This window comes from Sphingomonas sp. FW306-1B-B10E (assembly GCF_058782005.1).
On the sequence record NZ_JBYSXG010000049.1, the window covers coordinates 16973 to 35835 of the forward strand.

Consider the following 18863-nt stretch of genomic DNA (forward strand, 5'->3'; position numbering starts at 1 on the left):
GTTGCTGAATCGCGCGCAGGGGGAGCCAAAGCGCGAATGGGTCGTTACGGAAGCGAGAGGGCCGGTTCCGCGGCTCCTGAAGGAGGCGCGTGCGCAAAGGGGTTGAAGCGGTGTGGTTTGCCGCGCTGGCAGGGAGTGCCTTCCTGCCAGGCGTGGCGTGCGCGCAGGTATCCGATCCGAAGCCGGGCCAGGGCGCGCCGGCATCGCTACCTAATCCCGATCCGGCGCAGACCGCACCGCAGGACGAGACGATCGTCCCCGATGCCGAGTTCGAGGCGGCGCTGCCCAAATTGAGCGACGACATCAATGCGCCGCTCGAGCCGATGCAGGATTTCGGCAAGAAGCCGCCGGTCACCCAGCCCGCCACGCCGGGCAACGTCGCCAACCAGATCGAGGCCTTCCCGCCGCCCGCGGCGGAGGATCCGGCCTTCGCGCAGCCGCTGGTCCCGCTCGCGCAGTTCAAGGTTGAGCCGGTCAAGATCGAAGGCGTCGACGACGAGAAGGTCGCGTCGATTCGCTACACGACGGTGGTCGAGGGCCTCGACAAGGTCGGGCTCGAGGATCGCTTCCGCGACCTCTCGGCGCTCGAGGACGGCGACGGCAAGGCGGCGAACGCGACGATGGTCGCGGCGCGGGCGCGCGAGGACGAGCATCTCGCGGTGCGGCTGATGCAGTCGCTCGGCTATTATGACGGCACTGCGGTCTCGACGGTCGAGCAAAATCCGAGGAACTCAGGCAACCTGCGCGCGACGATCACCGCGACGCCGGGCAATCTCTATCGGCTGGGCCAGGTCAAGGTCGTCGCCGACCCGACCGTGCCGGCCGGGCTGCTCGACCGCGAGCTCAATCTCAATCCGGGCGACCCGATCCAGGCCGAACGCGTCCAGGGCGCCGAAGCGAATGTCAGCCTGCGGCTGCCGCAACAAGGCTATCCGTTCATTAAGCTCGGCGATCGCGACATCCTGCTCGACGAGCAAACTCAGATCGGCGACTATACGCTGCCGGTCGAGCTCGGGCCGCGATCGGTGTTCGGCGAGATCGTCACCCAGGGGCGCCGCCCGGTATTCGAAGCCGACCACCTCAACATCTTCCGCCGCTACAAGCCCGGCCAGATCTACGACAGCCGCAAAGTCGACGATCTCCGCGAGGCGCTGATCGCCACCAGCCTGTTCTCGACCGTTGCAGTTGAACCTGTGCGCACCGGAAAACCCGGCCCGGACGGCACCGAAGTGGTGGATCTACGCGTCACCCAGAATCGCGGCCGGGTACGCACCCTGGCGGGCGAGGTCGGCTACAGCACCGGCCAGGGCTTCCGTGCCGAAGGCAGCTGGACGCACCGCAACCTGTTCCCGCCCGAAGGCGCGCTGATCGGCAGCGCGATCCTCGGCACGCAGGAGCAGGGGCTGTCGGGCACCTTCCGCCGCTCGAACGCCGGACAGCGCGACCGCACCTTCCAGATCCAGGCCGCGGTCAACCATTCGGACTATGCCGCCTTCGAATCCTACACTGGCACGCTCGCCGTGCGCTGGTCGCGCGATTCGACCCCGATCTGGCAGAAGCGCTGGACCTATTTCTACGGCGCCGAACTCGTCGGCTCGAACGAGGACCAGTTCAACTTCAACAAGGGTGCCCGCGACCGTGGCACCTGGCTGATCGCGGCGTTGCCCGGCTTTGTCGGCTATGACACGTCGGACAATCTGCTCAATCCGACCCGCGGCTTCCGGATCAAGGCCAATGCCAGCCCCGAGACCTCGGTGCGCGGCGCGGCGCGGCCCTATGCGCGGCTGATGCTCGAAGGCACGACCTATTATCCGGTATCCTCGAGCATCGTGATCGCCGGGCGCGCGCGCGTCGGCTCGATCCCCGGAATCGCACGCAACGACCTGCCGCCGTCGCGGCGTTATTATGCGGGCGGTGGCGGTTCGGTGCGCGGCTTCGGTTATCAGGAGCTCGGGCCGCGCTCGCCCGATGGCCGGCCGGTCGGCGGCCGCAGCCTCAACGAATTCGCGCTCGAGGCCCGCTATCGCTTCGGTAATTACGGCATCGTGCCGTTCGTCGATGCCGGTCAGGTCTATGAAGGGTTGTACCCGACGGGGAAGAACATGCGCTTCGGCGCGGGCATCGGCGGGCGGCTCTACACCAATTTCGGGCCGCTGCGCATCGACGTGGCGACGCCGATCGGCCGCAAGCCGGGTGAATCGAAGATTTCGCTCTATATCTCGATTGGGCAGGCATTCTGATGGCGTCCGATCTTCCCGAAACCGAGATCCCCGAAGGCGAGGCGCCGGTAACGCGCATCGTCGAAAAGCCGCCTTTGTGGCAGCGGATCGTCAAATGGGGCGCGATCGGGATCGGATCGCTGGCGCTGCTGGCCGGGCTGCTCGTCCTTGGGGTCAACACCCAGCCGGGACGCAAGTTCGTCGCGCAGCAATTGAGCAAGCTGACTCTCGCTTCGGGACTGAACTTCCGCGTCGGGCGGATCGATGGCTCGCTCTACGGCGCGCTGGTGCTGCGCGACGTCGAGGTGCGCGACACCCAGGGCGTGTTCGCGACCTCCAAGGAGGTCGCGCTCGACTGGAGGCCGTTTTCCTTCCTGCAGAACCATGTCGACATCCGCAACCTGGCGAGCCCGGAAGTGCGGCTGCTGCGTTTGCCCGCGCTGAAGCCCTCGACCGATCCCAAGGGGCCGCTGCTCCCCGATCTCGACATCGACATCGCCCGGCTCGACGTGGCGCGGATCGACATGGCGCCGGCAGTGGCCGGCCAGCGGCATATCGGGCGGATCAAGGGCAGCGCGCACATCGCCGGCGGCCGCGCGCAGCTCGCGCTCGACGGTGGGACGGTTTCGGCGCCGGGCGTGGCGGGCGGCGACGCACTGGTGCTCAAGCTCGACGCGGTGCCCGACAAGAACAAGCTCGATATCGACATGAAGCTCAACGGCCCGGTCGGCGGATTCGTCACCGGGCTGGCGGCGCTCGACCGCCCGGTGGCTTTCACGGTGGCAGGGCGCGGCAGCTGGCAGGACTGGCGCGGCAAGGCCAATGGCACGCTCGGCGGCCGCATGCTCGCCGATCTCAACATCATCGCGCAGAATGGCCGCTTCCAGGTTCGCGGGCCGACCTGGCCCGGCGTCTATCTGCAGGGGCCGGTCGAGCGGCTGACCGCGCCGCAGCTCGATGTCCAGGCCGACGCGGTGCTGCGCGACCGGACGGTCAATGGCGAAGTCAAGCTCCAGTCCAAGGCGCTCTCGGTCGAGGCCAAGGGGCTGGTCGACCTCGCGCACAATCGCTTCGGCAACCTCAATGTCGACGCGATGCTGCTCACGCCGGGCGCGATCGCACCCAACCTGAACGGCCGCGAAGTGCGCGCGGCGCTCGCGCTCGACGGGCCGTTCAATCGGCCTGTGGTCGATTACAAGATCCGCGCGGCGTCGCTCGGGTTCGGCGAGACCGTGGTGCAGAACCTCTATGCCGAGGGCCGCGCACGGGTCGACGCCGATCGCATCCTCGTGCCGGTGCGCGCGCGCGCGACGCGGGTGAGCGGGCTCAACGCCGCGGCGGGCGGGCTGGTCACAAACCTGACCGTGGCGGGCGATCTCGCCATCTCGGGCAGTCAGATTCTCTCGGACAATCTCCGCCTGCGCTCGGACCGAGTCGACGCGACCGCGATCATCGCCGCCGATATGAGCACCGGCCGCTATACCGGCGCGATCAAGGGCCGGATCAACGACTATGCCGTCAACGGCGTCGGGGTGATCAACCTCAAGACCGACGCCGAGCTCTATGCGGCGCCCGGCGGCGGCTGGGGCATTCGCGGGCATGTCGCCGCCGAGACCAAGCGGCTTACCAACGAGGCAGCGCGCAACTTCCTCGGCGGCAACGCTGTCGCCTCGGCGCGCGTCGCGCTCGATCCCAAGGGGATCATCGCAGTCAACGACATCCGCATGCGCGCGCCGCAATTCCGCATCCTGCGCGGATCGGGGCGCTACGATCCGGCGGGTCCGATCCTGATCGACGCCGACGCGGTGTCGACCGTCTACGGGCCGCTCAGCGCGCGGGTGACGGGATCGCTGAACGCGCCGCAGGTGCTGCTGCGCGCGGCGCGGCCGGGGCTCGGCGTCGGGCTGGTCAATCTCGAGGCGCGGGTGCGCGGGCGCGGCGATGCCTATGCGGTCGTTGCCAGCGGCGGGACCAATTACGGGCCGTTCACCGCCGACGTGCTGGTGCGCACCGGCGCGACGCTCGCGGTCGATATCAACAAGGCACGCTTTGCCGGCATGGACATCGCTGGCAAGCTCCAGCAGACGCGCGCGGGGCCGTTCGCAGGTAATCTCAGCTTCCAAGGCTCAGGCGTATCGGGCAGTGCTCAACTTGCCGCGCAGGGCAGATACCAGCGTGCGGACGTGCAGGCGCGCGCGCTCAATGCTACGATCCCGGGGGACGCCGGCCTGACGATCGGCCGCGGCCTGGTCTCGGCGAACGTGCTGCTCGCCGAGACGCCGGAGATCTTTGCCGACGTCCAGCTCTCCAATCTTCGTCAGGGCAACTTCGTCCTCAAGACGGCGCGTGCAAAGGTCGACTATAAAGGCGGTAATGGCACTGCACAGGCGTTCGCTACCGGCTCGTCGGGCGTGCCGTTCCAGATCGCTGCGAACGCCCGCATGTCGCCCCAGCAATGGCTGGTCGCGCTGCAGGGGCAGGGGAGCGGGATCAAGTTCCACACGGTCAACCCGGCGCGGATCGACGTCGCCAAGGGCATGTACCGGCTCCAGCCGACCCAGATCGACTTCGACCAGGGCAGCGCCCGCATCGCCGGCAGCTATGGCAACGGCATGGCGCTGCAGGCGCGGCTCGACCGGCTCGATCTGGCGGTGATCAATGCCTATGTGCCCGGGATCGGCGTCGGCGGTACCGCGACCGGCAGCATCGACTTCGCACAGCCCAAGTCTGCCTCGTTCCCGAGCGCCGACGTCCGGCTGAACATCGACGAGTTCACGCGGTCGAGCCTCGCGACGGTTTCAACGCCGGTGGATATCGGCCTGGTCGGCAAGCTGCTGCCTGACGGTGGCGACGTGCGCGCGCTGATCAAGCGCGGCACGACCACGATCGGACGCGTCGTGGCCACGATGCGCCCGCTGGGACCGGGCGCGGGCAGCTGGACGACACGGCTGAGCGAAGCGCCACTCTCGGGGGGCATACGCTATAACGGGCCGGCCGCCGTTCCCTTCTCGCTGGCCGGGCTGACCAACCAGCATCTGACCGGGCCGATTGGTATCGCCGCCGATTTCTCGGGCCGGGTCAGCGACCCGCGGCTGGTCGGCGTCGTCCGCGGAGAGAATCTGAGCTATGGCAACGAGACCTACGGCACCCAGATCACCAATCTGCGGATCGACGGCCGCTTCTCCGATAACGAACTGATCCTCAATGAAGCGAGCGGCAAGGCCGGCGACGGCACGGTCAAGGCGCAGGGCCGAATCGGGCTCTCCGCAGCGAACGGCTATCCGATGAGCGTGACCGCCGACTTCAACAATGCACGGCTCGCGCGCAGCGACGCGCTCGGCGCGACCGCTACCGGCAAGATCACGATCACCAAGAACCCGCAGGTCTCCAAGATCGAGGGCCGGCTGACGATCCCCGAGGCGAAATACGAGATCATCCGCCAGGGCGCCGCCGAGATTCCCGAGCTCACCGGCATCCGCCGCAAGAGCCAGCTGGTCGACAATGCCAATGGTCAGGCGGCACCCAAGCCGGCGCGCGCCGCTGGGCTGTTCGACCTCGATCTGCGGATCAATGCGAACAACCGGATCTTCGTCTCCGGGATGGGACTCGAATCCGAATGGAGTGCGCGGATCGTCGTGGGCGGCACCACCGCCGCGCCGGAGGTGCGGGGCACGATGGAGATCGAGCGCGGCACCTACAGCTTCGCCAGCCGCCGCTTCGACATCACCCGCGGCACGATCCGCTTCCAGGGCAGCCAGCTGTCGAACCCGACGATCGACATCGCCGCGACGACCACCGCCGAGGGCGTGACTGCGATCCTCAACGTGTCGGGCACCGCGCAGCGCCCGCAGATCGCGTTCACCTCGAACCCCAGCCTGCCGCAAGAGGAAGTGCTGGCGCGGCTGTTCTTCGGGACCAACGTCACCAATCTGTCGGCGACCGAGGCGATCCAGCTCGCCGCGGCGGTCAATTCGCTGAGCGGCTCGGGCGGCGGGCTCAATCCGCTCGGCAAGCTCAAGTCCGCGACCGGGATCGACCGGCTGCGCATCCTCGGCGCCGATGACGCCAGCGGGCGAGGGACGTCGCTTGCCGCGGGCAAGTACATCACCGACGACATCTATATCGAGATCATCACCGACGCGCGCGGTTTCACAGCGACTCAGCTCGAGATCGCGCTCAACCGCGCACTGAGCCTGCTCTCGCAGACCGGATCGTTCGGCGGGTCGAGCGTGAGTTTGCGTTACTCGCGGGATTATTGATTTGGCCCGGTTACTGACAGTGTTGTAAGCAACCTGTCTGGAGGGGCCGATGAGCGAGCATTTCGACGTCGTGGTGGTTGGAGCGGGGATTTCCGGGATCGGCGCCGGCTATCATTTGCAGGCGAACAGCCCGGACCGCAGCTATGTCGTGCTCGAGCGCCGCGAGCGGCTCGGCGGGACTTGGGACCTGTTCCGCTATCCCGGGATCCGCTCGGATTCGGACATGTACACGCTCGGCTTCGGCTTCCGGCCGTGGACCGGGGACAAGGCGATCGCCGATGGGGCGTCGATCCTGCGCTATCTTGACGAGACTGCGCGCGAACATGGCATCGACCGCCACATCCGCTACGGCCACGGCGTCAAGCGCGCCGACTGGTCGAGCGACGAGGCGCGCTGGACGGTGGTCGCCGAGCGCGACGGTGCCGAAGTCGTATTCACGTGCAGCTTCCTGTTCCTGTGCACGGGCTATTACAATTATGCCCGCGGCTACACGCCCGACTTCGCCGGGGTCGCGGACTTCAGAGGCCGGATCGTCCACCCGCAATTTTGGGACGACGATGTCGATTATGCCGGCAAGAAGGTCGTCGTGATCGGCAGCGGCGCGACCGCGGTGACCCTGGTGCCCGAATTGGCAAAGGAGGCAAAGTCGGTGACGATGCTCCAGCGCTCGCCGACCTATATCGTCGCGCGGCCTTCGGAGGACGGCATTGCCAACTGGCTGCGGCGCAGGCTGCCGGCGAGAACCGCCTATGGCCTGACGCGCTGGAAGAACGTGCTGCTCCAGCAATATTTCTTCCGGGCGATGCGCAAGCATCCCGACAAGGCGAAGAAGACGCTGGTCGACATGGTGCGCAAGGAGCTGCCCGAACACGACATCGATACGCACTTCACCCCGCGCTACAATCCGTGGGACCAAAGGCTGTGCCTCGTTCCGGACGCGGACCTGTTCGCGTCGCTCCGCGACGGCAAGGCCCGAGTGGTCACCGACACGATCGATCGCTTCACCGAGAACGGGATCCGTCTGGCCTCTGGCGAGCTACTCGAGGCGGATCTGGTGGTCACCGCAACCGGGCTGGAGATCCAGTTGCTGGGCGGCGTACCCATCACCGTCGACGGCGTGCCGTTCGAGCCGGCGAAGCACATGACCTACAAGGGCATGATGTTTTCCGACGTGCCCAATCTCGCAATCTCCTTCGGCTATACCAATGCCAGCTGGACGCTGAAGGCGGACCTGACCGCGAATTATGTCACGCGGCTGCTCAATGCGATGCGCAAGCGCGGCATGCGCCGGGTGACGCCGCGGCTCGCTGGGCAAGTCGAGGAAGTCCCCTTCCTCGATTTCACCTCGGGCTATGTCCAGCGCGCCGCCGCGCAGCTGCCGCGCCAGGGCTCGCGCAAGCCGTGGCGAGTCCATCAGAATTACACGCGCGACCTGATGGCACTCAAATATGGCGGGATCGATCAGGAGATGGAATTCTCCAACCCGGAGCCGGCCAAAGTCCTGGCCTAGGGTGTATCGACATTTCGCCCGCGCGGTATCGCGCGGAGCGTGAAAGGTCACGCTAAGATCACACTATCCGCATGTCCTGCGAGACGTAGCATTTCCCGTGTCAAAGAGCGGCGGCCTCGGCCGGCTGGAAGCCAAGCAGGCGAAATCCTACATTGCAAGCACGCGGGCGAGCGCAGCTCCTGCATCCCACCCGAGCCCGTCGAGCTCGCCTAGAGCAGCGCCTTTGCCGCTGCGACGCCGCTATTGTAGGCGCCGTGCGCGGTCGAGAATTCACCGTCCGAACAGGCTTCGCCGGCGAAATGGATGCGCGGATCGATGGGCGTGCGCAGCGCGGCCCGAGCACCGTGCCGGCCCGGCAGTGCGTGGCTGTAGCCGCCGAGCACATAGGTCTCCCGCCCCCAGGCCGAGCCGGCGACGAAGCGCAGCTTTTTGCGCCAGTCAGTGCCGAGCAGGCCGGTGAGCTCGTCGAGCGCGAATGCTGCGGCACCGTCGAGGCCTTCTTGCTCCAGCGCCCGCGCGCCTTCGCCCCCGAGCATGCACTCGACCACGGGGCGACCGAACGCACGCAGGGTGTAGGTCCCCGTGATCGCGCTGCGCGGATTGCCGAGCAGGTGCGCATTGGCCTGGATCTCTTCGCCGTCCTCGAGCGCGAAGAACAGCTTGTCGGAGAGCCCGAGCGGAAGCTCGGACGCGGCGTGGAGGATCGCGTCATGGCCCGGCAGCGATACCGCGCCGCTGGCGAGGACGTTGGTCGAGACCGTGACGATCGCGGCATTCGCCCTGATCGCGCCGCGCGGGGTGTCGATGCGAAGCTGCTTGCCCGAGCCATGGATCGCGGTGACCGGCGTAGCGAGCGCCACCGGCAGCCCCGCGGCGTGCGAGGCGACCAGCGCGCCATAGCCCTCGGCCACGCGCCAATCGGTGTCGATCGACGCCTCGTCATAGGCCAGCCAGTCGGTGACCGACATCTCGCGCATCGGCGCACCGTTGATGAAGCCCGAGAGCGCGTCGAGATAGGGCGCCCATTCGCTGTCGGCCGGGATCAGGTCGGTGGCGCGGTCGCTGGGCGGCGGACCGTGCATCGCTTTCATGAAAGCCGCGAACGCAGTCCACGCGGCCTGTTGCTCCTCGGGCGAGAAACCGAGCGACCGCCACTGCTCGCCCCAGCGTGGGCGCGCGCGGTCGACCGTGAAGCCGCGCGCCTCGGCGATGCCGACCCAGGGGTTCTTCGGCGCCGAATGCAGCCAGCCCGCGCCGAGATCGAGCGGCAGGCCGGCGACGTCCACGGTATGCGCGCGGCCGCCGAGCCGATTGCTCGCCTCGACGATCAGCACCTGTCGGCCCGCATCGGCCAGCGTGCGCGCCGCGCCGACCCCGGCCGCCCCGCCGCCGATCACGACGATGTCGGCCTCGTGCCTCACGCTGCCAGCCGGCTCCGCAGCAAGGCCGAGCGCAGGCATTCGCAGACCAATTCGTCGCGCTGATTGTGCATCTGGTGCCGCCAGGTGACGATGCCCTGGCCGGGGCGCGACTTGCTGGGCCGCAGTTCGACCACCTCCGAAGAGGCATGCAGCGTATCGCCGAGGAAGACGGGCTTGGGCATCACGAGCTTGTCGTAACCGAGATTGGCGACGAGCGTTCCCGCGGTAGTGTCGCCGACGGTCACGCCAACCATCAGGCTGAAGGTGAAAGTGCCGTTGACGAGGATCTGGCCGAACTCGCTCGCGCGCGCCGCCTCGGCATCGATGTGGAGCGGCTGGGTGTTGTGGGTGAGCGCTGAGAACAGGAGGTTATCGGTCTCGGTCACCGTGCGGCGCAGGCTGTGCTCGATCCGGTCGCCGACCTGCCATTCGTCATAATAGCGTCCGGCCATCAGCGTGGCTCCCTGAGCTTGAGCTTGAACCCGGTATGGCTCTTCGCCCAGCCAAGCCGCTCGTAGAAGCGGTGCGCGTCGGTGCGCGGATTGGACGAGGTGAGCTGGACGAGGAAGCAGTCGCGCTCCCGGCAGCGCTCGACCGCCCAGGCGATGAGCTGCTCGCCATAGCGGCGGCCGCGCAGGTCGCTGGCAATGCGCACTGCCTCGATCTGGCCGCGCCAGGCGCCGCGGAACGACAGGCCGGGAAGGAAGCTCAGCTGGAGCGTACCGACGACTCGGCCGTCGAGTTGGGCGGCGACGAGCAACTGATTGGGGTCGGCGGCGATCGCGTCGAAGGCGGCGCGGTAGCGCGGGTCGGCGGGGTCGGTCTCACGATCGTCGGGGATCGTGTCCTCGGCGAGCATCGCGAGGATTGCGGGGAGGTCGCCGGGGGCGGCTTCGCGGAAAAGGATGTCGGTCATTTGCGTGGCTTGTCAGTCGAAAATCGGCCCGTCATTTTCTTACTCCTTGTCCCCGGCGAAGGCCGGGGCCCAGATTCGAGCCGCTGGCAACTGGACCCCGGCCTTCGCCGGGGAACATTTATTCCGAACGTTCGACCTTCACCAGCAGCGCGCCCTCGCTCACTTGCGCGCCGGGCACGGCGTTGAGCTCGGCGACAACGCCGTCGAACGGGGCGGTGAGGCTGTGCTCCATCTTCATCGCTTCGAGCGTGACGAGGCGCTGGCCCTTGATCACCACCTGACCAGCCGCGATCTCCACTGCGGTAACCCGCCCCGGCATCGGCGCAAGGATCGCGCCGTCGGCCACGGTGCCGGCACCTAAGACGTTCGCGAAGCGCGTGAAGGTGAAGGCCGCTCCACCCTCAAAGAGCGTGGCGTCCGCCTGGCCAAAGACCCCGCCGGTACTGACCTCATAGGCGTCGCCGCTATCATACAGCCGCATGTCGTAGGAGAATGCGGGGACCGGGTGATTGTCGAGGAACAATTGTACCGTCGTCTCGGGCGCACGGTTGAGGCGGAACCCAATGAGACCTAGCCTGCGGTCCAGCGTCCGGGGCTTCCATTCGGAAGTGTTGCGCCAATCATCGAAGAGCAAGCGTTCGGCGGTTTCCTGCAGAAGCAAAGCCGTCGGTTGGGGGGCGGTGCATAGTTCGGCATCGTGCGCCGCAATGAAGTTGGTCGTAACTTCGCCGCTGATGAAGTCGGGCTGCTCCAAAAGGCGTTTCAGGAACCACGCATTTGTCTTGACCGGCGCGACCAGCGTGGCGCCGCACGCTTCCGCTAGAAGCGCGCGCGCACTCTCTCGGTCCGGACCGCTGGAGACGAGCTTGGCGATCATCGGGTCGTAGAAGGCCGAGATGGTGTCGTCTTCCGCGACGCCGGTCTCGACGCGCGCGGTCTCCGGCAAGTAAAGCGTGTCGAGCCTGCCCACGCTCGGTAGGAAGCCTTTCGCCGGATCCTCGGCGTAGAGCCGTGCCTCCATCGCCCAGCCGTGGATGCTGAGTTCCCCCTGCGCCTTGGGCAGCTTCTCCCCGCTTGCCACGCGCAGCTGCCATTCGACCAAGTCCTGGCCGGTGATTTCCTCGGTCACCGGATGCTCGACCTGAAGCCGCGTGTTCATTTCCATGAACCAGATGCGGTCGGCGCGCAGGCCTTCGGACGCGTCGGCGATGAACTCGATCGTTCCCGCGCCGACATAGTCGACGGCCTTCGCTGCGCGCACTGCCGCGGAGCAGATCGCATGACGGGTCGGCCAATCCATGCCGGGGGCGGGAGCTTCCTCGATCACCTTCTGGTGGCGGCGCTGGAGGCTGCAGTCGCGCTCGAACAGGTGGACGACATTGCCGTGGGTGTCGCCGAAGACCTGCACTTCGATGTGGCGCGGGCTGAGGATGTATTTCTCGAGCAGCACGCGGTCGTCGCCGAATGACGAAGCGGCCTCGCGCTTGCACGACTGCAGCATTTCCGCAAATTGCTGCGCAGCATCGACGCGGCGCATGCCCTTGCCGCCGCCGCCGGCAACCGCCTTGATCAGCACCGGATAGCCGATCGCATCGGCCTCGGCCTGGAGGCGTTCGGGCGACTGGTCCTCGCCGAGATAGCCGGGGGTGACGGGCACGCCGGCTGCGATCATGCGCGCCTTGGCGGCGTCCTTGAGCCCCATGGCGCGGATGCTGTCGGGGCTCGGACCCACCCAGACCAGACCGGCGTCGAGCACTGCCTGGGCGAAGTCGGCATTCTCGGACAGGAAGCCATAGCCGGGGTGAATTGCTGCGGCGTTGGTGGATTTTGCCGCGGCGATGATCTTGTCGCCGACCAGATAGGATTCGCGCGCCGGCGAGGGCCCGATATGCACCGCCTCGTCGGCCTGGCGGACGTGGAGCGCGTTCGCGTCGGCGTCCGAATAGACCGCGATCGTGCGCACGCCCATCGCCCGCGCGGTGCGGATGATCCGGCAGGCGATCTCGCCGCGATTGGCGATGAGGAGGGACTCAATCATGGATTCCGTCCGATCGACAGAAGACGAAGTTTAGAAAGTTGTGGGTCTGGCGCGGTGTCGACAACTTTGCTGGCAGCCGGGATTTCAACGCTCCGGAAACGGGGACTCGCTGCGTGCATGGCAGCACAATCAACCATGCGAAATCCTACATTGAAAGTCATGGATGCCGCTCCGGAAAGCCGTGCCGCTCGGCGAGCGCGGCGAGCAAAGCCTCGATCTCGTTGACGAAGCCGCCGTCGGCGAAGACCAGCGCCGGCAGGTTCTGATCGGCCGCGCCGATCGCGTCCACCACGGCGGATCGGGGGCGGGGCCACGGCACACGGACAACCGAAAGGTTGGCAGTCCGATCGGGGAAGGTGGCGAGCAGCCCTTCGATCGTCATGCAGTCCTTGCAATAGAAGACGCGTTCGCCGCCGAACTCCGGATCGGCGAATTGGTGGTCGAGCAGGAACAGGGTATCGCGAGTCATTGGCCGGGGCACCCGCCGGTACGGCGCGACCAGGTGACGTTGAGCACCTTCCACGCGCCGCTCTCGCGGACCAGGTCGAAATGGTTGACCCCGCAATGCGCGACCTTGCCGTCGACCAGGAAGACATAGTCGCCCCAGGCCATCGCGATGTCGCCGTCGATCTCGATTGCGGGGGCGGGCATGCGCTCCTCGTAGCGCTCGGCGCCGGGGGCAAGGCCCGCGGCAAAATCGGCCCAGCTGCGGCTGTTGACCACCGGGGTGCCGTCGGGCTTGGTGCCGGTCGCGGTGGCGCGGCCTTCGCTGCGGACGAAGGGGAGGGTGGCCTGGCCGTTGCGCGCCGCGATCGCGGCGAAGATGCCGTTGATCGGAGTGAGCACGGCGGCCTCCTCGGAGGCGGGCGGCGGGAGTGCGGTGCCCTTGACGATCGGGGCGACGGGGGTGGTCTGGAGCGCGAGGAGGAGGGGGAGGAGGATCATCGAAGGTCCTTCGAATTCCTCCCCGAGCTTGTCTCGGGGAGGGGGACCATGCGAAGCATGGTGGAGGGGCAGGCGCGATGTTCAAGGACCGATCGCCAAGAGCTAGCAGCCGCGCGGTGCGGCAAAGCCGGGCGCGACGGCGCGCAATGAGCTTCCCGGAGATTTTGCTGTGGCGCGTGCTGCGGAAGCGGCCCGGCGGCCTCAAGTTCCGCCACGAGCATCCTACCGGCAATTATAGTCTCGATTTCTATTGCGGGGATGCGCGACTGGCGATCGAGATTGATAGCGAAGCGCATGAACGCGGGGATCGACCCGAGCGGGATGCACGGCGCGATGCTTGGCTCGAAGCGTGCGGGATTGCGACGTTGCGCGTTCCCGCGGGGGAGGTGCGGCGAAATCTCGACGGGGTTGTGCAGGGGATCGTGGCGGAGGCGCGTTCGCGCCTGCCCCTCCACCACCCGGCTGCGCCGGGCGGTCCCCCTCCCCGAGACAAGCTCGGGGAGGAATGAGAAGATGGCGCCCGCCATCACATCCGGAACACCCCGAACGCGGGGCGCTCGGGGATCGGGGCGTTGAGCGTCGCCGCGAACGCAAGGCCCAGCACGTCGCGGGTCTGCGCCGGGTCGATGATGCCATCGTCCCACAGCCGCGCGGTGGCGTGCCACGGATTGCCTTCGTCCTCGTAGCGCTGGCGGATCGGGGCCTTGAAGGCTTCGGCTTCCTGGTCGCTCCATTTGTCGGCGTCGCGGTGGACGGTGGCGAGGACGCTCGCCGCCTGCTCGCCGCCCATCACCGAGATGCGGCTGTTGGGCCAGGAGAACAGGAAACGCGGCGAGTATGCCCGGCCGCACATGCCGTAATTGCCCGCGCCGAAGCTGCCGCCGATCAGCACGGTGATCTTCGGCACCGTCGCGGTGGCGACCGCGGTGACCAGCTTGGCGCCGTGCTTGGCGATCCCCTCCGCCTCGTACTTCCCGCCGACCATGAAGCCCGAGATGTTCTGGAGAAACAGCAACGGTACGCGCCGCTGGCAGGCGAGCTCGATGAAGTGGGCGCCCTTCTGCGCGCTCTCCGAGAAGAGGATGCCGTTATTGGCGATGATCCCGACCGGCATCCCCCAGATATGCGCGAAGCCGCAGACCAGCGAGCTGCCGTAGAGCGCCTTGAACTCGTGGAACTCGCTGCCGTCGACGATGCGCGCGATGACTTCGTGGACGTCATAGGGCGCGCGGACATCCTCGGGGATTACCCCATAGAGCTCTTCCGGCGCGTATTTCGGCGGGCGCGGGTCGAGCGAGGCGATGTCGGGAGTGCGATCGGCGGGCAGGTGGCTGACGATATCGCGGACGATGGTCAGCGCATGTTCGTCATTCTCGGCGACATGATCGACCACGCCCGACTTGCGGCCGTGCAGGTCGCCGCCGCCCAAGTCCTCGGCGCTGATGACTTCGCCGGTCGCAGCCTTCACCAAAGGCGGGCCGGCGAGGAAGATGGTGCCCTGGTTGCGGACGATGACGCTCTCGTCGCTCATCGCCGGGACATAGGCGCCGCCCGCGGTGCAACTGCCCATCACGCAGGCGATCTGCGGGATGCCGAGCGCGGACATGTTCGCCTGGTTGAAGAAAATCCGCCCGAAATGGTCGCGGTCGGGGAAGACCTCGGCCTGATGCGGCAGATTGGCGCCGCCCGAGTCGACAAGATAGATGCACGGCAGGCGATTGGCCTCGGCGATCTCCTGCGCGCGGAGATGCTTCTTGACCGTCATCGGGTAATAGGTGCCGCCCTTCACGGTGGCGTCGTTGCAGACGATCATGACATTGCGGCCGGAGACGCGGCCGATCCCGGCGATCATCCCGGCGCCGGGGACTTCGCCCTCATACATGTCGCAGGCGGCGAGCTGGCCGATCTCCAGGAACGGGCTGCCCGGATCGAGCAACCGTTCGACGCGTTCGCGGGGAAGCAGCTTGCCGCGGCTGGTGTGACGCTCGCGCGACGCCTCGGAACCGCCGAGCGCGGCGCGGGCGACATCGGCGCGCAAACGCTCGGCCAGCGCGCGGTTGTGCGCGGCGCGGGCGCGGAAATCCTCTGCCTCGGGCGACACCTTCGTATCGAGCACCGGAGCGCTCATTAGGGCATCCTTCCTGTCCTAGTTTTGCCCTGCCTACACCGCGTACCGCCGCTTGGGAAGACTGGCGCGCGCCGGTTTGGCGGAGTAGCACCCGACGGTTCGATGTTAGGGAGAGCCATAAGGTGACGACTCGCGCGGCGTTGTTTGCACTGCTTCTCGCAACCGCGGCCTGCACGCCTGGCGGCGGCACCCCGGGGAACGGCACTACGCAAGCGGGCGCGGCGATCGGAGTCGATCTGGCGGGGCTCGACAAGAACGTGAAGCCGGGCGACGATTTCGACCAATATGCCAATGGCGGCTGGCGCGCGCGCACCGAGATCCCCGCCGACCGATCGAACACCGGCGTGTTCCTGGAAGTGTTCAACAAGGCCGAGGCGAACAATCTCGCGATCGTCCAGGCCGCGCTCAAGGCCAATGCCGCCGCCGGGACCGACCAGCGCCGGATCGCCGACTGGTACAATGCCTATACCGACACCGCCGCGATCGAGGCGCGCGGGCTCGCGCCGCTGGGTCCCGACATGGACGCGATTTCCGGGCTCGGCGACAAGAAGGCACTCTCGTCGATGCTCGGCGCCAATCTGCGTGCCGATGTCGACCCGCTCAACGCGACCAATTTCGAGACGCGCAATTTGTTCGGCCTGTTCGTCAGCCAGGCACTCGACCGGCCCGACGTCAGCGTGCCCTATCTGCTGCAGGGCGGGCTCGGGCTGCCCGAGCGCGATTATTACCTGTCGGACAAGCCCGAGATGGCGACGATCCGCGACCAGTATCGCGCCTATATCGGCAAGCTGCTCAGCCTCGCCAACATCACCGAGCCCGACGCCCGGGCGCAGCGCGTGTTCGAGCTCGAGAGCAAGATCGCCCGCGCGCATACCGACATCGTTACCAGCCAGGACATCCACAAGGCGAACAACCCGTGGAAGAAGGCTGACTTCGCGAAGAAGGCGCCGGGAATCGACTGGGACGCGTTCTGGTCGGCCGCGGGGCTGAGCGGGCAGCAGGACTTCGTCGTGTGGCAGCCGCAGACCGTCACGGCGCTGGCCAGGCTGGTCGCGAGCGAGCCGCTCCAGGCGTGGCAGGACTGGCTGACCTTCCACCGCATAGACGGCGTGGCCGAGGTGCTGCCGGCGGCGTTCGACCAGGCTCATTTCGAATTCTTCAGTCATACGCTGAACGGCCAGCCCAAGCCGCGCCCGCGCGACAAGCGCGCGATCGCCTCGGTCAACGGCTCGCTCGGCGATGCGGTCGGCCAACTCTATGTGAAGGACTATTTCCCGGCCTCGTCCAAGGCCGACATCCAGAACATGGTCAAGGGCATCCTGGGCGCCTTCGACAAGCGCGTCGCGGCCTTGCCGTGGATGGCCGAGGCCACCAAAACAGAGGCGCGGCGCAAGATCGCCGGGATGCAGGTCGGCATCGGCTATCCCGAGACGTGGCGGAGCTACAAGGCGCTCGAGGTCAAGGCCGACGATCCGGTCGGCAACCTCCGCCGCGCCGAGCTCGCCGAATATCGCCACCAGATCGCCAAGCTCGGCAAGCCGGTGGACCGCGGCGAATGGTGGATGACGCCGCAGACGGTCAACGCAGTCAATTTGCCGCTGCAGAATGCGCTCAACTTCCCCGCGGCGATCCTTCAGGCCCCGTTCTACGATCCGGCTGCCGATGCCGCGGCCAATTATGGCGCGATCGGCGCGGTGATCGGGCACGAGATCAGCCACGGCTTCGACGACCTGGGCGCCAATTTCGATGCCGCCGGACGGTTGCGCAACTGGTGGACGCCGCAGGACCTCGCGCGGTTCAAGGCGAGCGGCAAGGCGCTGGCGGCGCAGTACGACGCCTATGAGGCGCTGCCCGGACTGCACCTCAAGGGCCAGCAGACGCTCAGCGAGAACATCGCCGACGTGGCGGGACTGACCGCGGCGTATGAGGCATATCGCGCCTCGCTGAACGGCAAGGAGCCGCCGGTGATCGGCGGGCTGAGCGGCGACCAGCGCTTCTTCCTGGCCTATGCGCAGGCGTGGCGCGACAAATCGCGCGAGCAGACGTTGCGCGCCCGCATCGCCACCGACGCGCATGCGCCGGCGCGCTGGCGCGCGCAGACGGTGCGCAATCTCGACGCCTGGTATCCGGCGTTCAACGTCGCCACCGGGCAGAAACTGTTCCTGGCGCCCGAGGCGCGAGTGAAGGTCTGGTAACGACTGAGGAGGGGTGAATGCGGGGGATCAAGATCGTCGCGGCGGCGGCTGCGCTATTGCTGGTCGGCGCAGCGCCGGCGAGCGAGCATTGGACCCGCGCCTGGACCGCGAGCATGTGGCAGGCGACGGGCAAGGACGTCGTGACGCTCGACAACGCGACGATCCGCGCGAAGCTGCGGGTCGGTGCGGGCGGCGGCAAGATCCGGCTGCGCCTCGCCAATGATTACGGCCCGGCGATCCGGATCGGCGCGGCGACCGTCCGGGTGGCTGGCGGCCTGCCGGTGCGGGTCACCTTCGGCGGGAGCAGCGCGACGCTGCTGCCCGAAGGCGCGCCGCTGGTCAGCGATCCGATCGCGATGCCGGTGGAAGCGTTCGAACTGGTCGATGTCGCGCTCTATCTTCCTGGGAAGGTTGAACTCGCGACGGTCCATGCCGCGAGCGGGGCACCGACCGACATCTCGGAAGCCGGGGACAATAGCGACGTTGCGTTCGATCCGGCGCGCCGGTCGAACCTCCGGCCGCTTATCGCCGGGATCGACGTGCTCACCGCCAAGCCGCGCCCTGTCGTGGTCGCGTTCGGGGACTCGATCACCGACAATGTCGGCTGCGCCGACGACGCGATGCCGCGCTGCCGCTGGGGCGACGTGCTCGGGTGGCGCTTCGCGGCGGCGGGGATGCCGCATGTCGTGGTGACCCAGGCGATCTCGGGCAACCGCGTCCTCGCAAACGGCACCGGGCCCAGCGCCTTGTCGCGCTTCGACCGCGACGTGCTCGCGGTGCCGGGGGTGAGCCACGTCGTGCTGCTCGAGGGGATCAACGATATCGGCAATTCGGGGAGGGAGCAGAATGGCGTGCCGCGGCCGGTGATCACTGCCGACCAGCTCATCGCAGGCTATCGCCAGCTCGCGATCCGCGCGCACGAGCGCGGGATCAAGGTCTATGCGATGACGATCCTGCCTTATGGCGGCGCGGGCTATCAGACGCCGACGGGCGAGGCGATGCGGGTGCGCGTCAATCAGTGGATCCGCACGACCAAGGATTTCGACGCGGTGATCGACATGGAGAAGGTCGTCGCCGATCCGGCGAACCCGACGCGGCTCGCGGCGGGGCTGCAGGGCGGGGACAATCTGCACCCGGACGGCCGGGGCGAGACCGCGATGGGCGAGGCGATCGATTTGCGGTTGTTCAGGTAATTCTTAAAGCCCCTCCTCTTCAGGGGAGGGGTTGGGGGT

13 protein-coding genes are annotated in these 18863 nt (G+C 67.4%); 6 read left to right on the forward strand and 7 right to left on the reverse strand.

Annotation, left to right across the window (positions count from 1 at the left end; genetic code table 11):
• Positions 1-89 precede the first annotated feature (89 nt).
• The 3 genes from AC3WJI_RS16945 to AC3WJI_RS16955 are packed head-to-tail and all read left to right on the forward strand — an operon-like array spanning position 90 to position 7988.
• Positions 90-2240, forward strand: coding sequence for an autotransporter assembly complex protein TamA (locus AC3WJI_RS16945; protein WP_492758461.1), 2151 nt, complete (start codon positions 90-92; stop codon positions 2238-2240).
• Positions 2240-6478 (forward strand): translocation/assembly module TamB domain-containing protein, encoded by a 4239-nt coding sequence (locus tag AC3WJI_RS16950; protein ID WP_492758462.1) that lies wholly within the window; start codon positions 2240-2242, stop codon positions 6476-6478. Before AC3WJI_RS16945 ends, AC3WJI_RS16950 begins: the two co-directional genes overlap by 1 nt.
• 49 nt (positions 6479-6527) lie before the next feature.
• Positions 6528-7988 carry a flavin-containing monooxygenase gene (locus tag AC3WJI_RS16955; protein WP_492758463.1) on the forward strand — a complete coding sequence of 487 codons (1461 nt, stop codon included), beginning with the start codon at positions 6528-6530 and terminating at the stop codon, positions 7986-7988.
• 209 nt (positions 7989-8197) lie between these two features.
• On the opposite strand, the gene AC3WJI_RS16960 is transcribed toward AC3WJI_RS16955, so the two are convergent.
• The 6 genes from AC3WJI_RS16960 to AC3WJI_RS16985 all read right to left on the reverse strand — a co-directional run bounded on the left by AC3WJI_RS16960 (position 8198) and on the right by AC3WJI_RS16985 (position 13308).
• Positions 8198-9409, reverse strand: coding sequence for a flavin monoamine oxidase family protein (locus AC3WJI_RS16960; RefSeq protein ID WP_492758464.1), 1212 nt, complete (start codon positions 9407-9409; stop codon positions 8198-8200).
• A complete protein-coding gene (locus AC3WJI_RS16965) occupies positions 9406-9861 on the reverse strand; it encodes a MaoC family dehydratase (protein WP_492758465.1) in 456 nt (151 codons plus the stop codon). Before AC3WJI_RS16965 ends, AC3WJI_RS16960 begins: the two co-directional genes overlap by 4 nt.
• Positions 9861-10325 carry a GNAT family N-acetyltransferase gene (locus AC3WJI_RS16970; protein ID WP_492758466.1) on the reverse strand — a complete coding sequence of 155 codons (465 nt, stop codon included), beginning with the start codon at positions 10323-10325 and terminating at the stop codon, positions 9861-9863. Before AC3WJI_RS16970 ends, AC3WJI_RS16965 begins: the two co-directional genes overlap by 1 nt.
• 118 nt (positions 10326-10443) lie before the next feature.
• The gene (locus AC3WJI_RS16975) at positions 10444-12363 is read right to left on the reverse strand and encodes an acetyl/propionyl/methylcrotonyl-CoA carboxylase subunit alpha (protein ID WP_492758467.1); all 1920 of its coding nucleotides are present in this window, start codon (positions 12361-12363) and stop codon (positions 10444-10446) included.
• 157 nt (positions 12364-12520) lie between these two features.
• A complete protein-coding gene (locus AC3WJI_RS16980) occupies positions 12521-12832 on the reverse strand; it encodes a DUF3088 family protein (protein WP_492758468.1) in 312 nt (103 codons plus the stop codon).
• Positions 12829-13308 carry a nuclear transport factor 2 family protein gene (locus AC3WJI_RS16985; protein ID WP_492758469.1) on the reverse strand — a complete coding sequence of 160 codons (480 nt, stop codon included), beginning with the start codon at positions 13306-13308 and terminating at the stop codon, positions 12829-12831. The genes AC3WJI_RS16980 and AC3WJI_RS16985 overlap by 4 nt, the downstream gene beginning before the upstream one ends.
• A 77-nt stretch (positions 13309-13385) precedes the next feature.
• Here AC3WJI_RS16985 and AC3WJI_RS16990 point away from each other — a divergent pair, with 77 nt between their 5' ends.
• Positions 13386-13817 (forward strand): endonuclease domain-containing protein, encoded by a 432-nt coding sequence (locus AC3WJI_RS16990; protein ID WP_492758470.1) that lies wholly within the window; start codon positions 13386-13388, stop codon positions 13815-13817.
• Positions 13818-13834: 17 nt separating this feature from the next.
• Here the strand turns inward: AC3WJI_RS16990 and AC3WJI_RS16995 are convergent, their stop codons facing one another.
• Positions 13835-15436, reverse strand: a complete 1602-nt coding sequence (locus AC3WJI_RS16995) for a carboxyl transferase domain-containing protein (protein WP_492758471.1) — start codon at positions 15434-15436, stop codon at positions 13835-13837.
• 122 nt (positions 15437-15558) lie between these two features.
• Here AC3WJI_RS16995 and AC3WJI_RS17000 point away from each other — a divergent pair, with 122 nt between their 5' ends.
• Both AC3WJI_RS17000 and AC3WJI_RS17005 read left to right on the forward strand, forming a co-directional pair.
• Positions 15559-17631 carry a M13 family metallopeptidase gene (locus AC3WJI_RS17000; protein ID WP_492758472.1) on the forward strand — a complete coding sequence of 691 codons (2073 nt, stop codon included), beginning with the start codon at positions 15559-15561 and terminating at the stop codon, positions 17629-17631.
• 17 nt (positions 17632-17648) lie between these two features.
• Positions 17649-18824: an SGNH/GDSL hydrolase family protein gene (locus AC3WJI_RS17005; protein WP_492758473.1), complete on the forward strand. Its 1176-nt coding sequence runs from the start codon at positions 17649-17651 to the stop codon at positions 18822-18824.
• Positions 18825-18863: the final 39 nt, after the last annotated feature.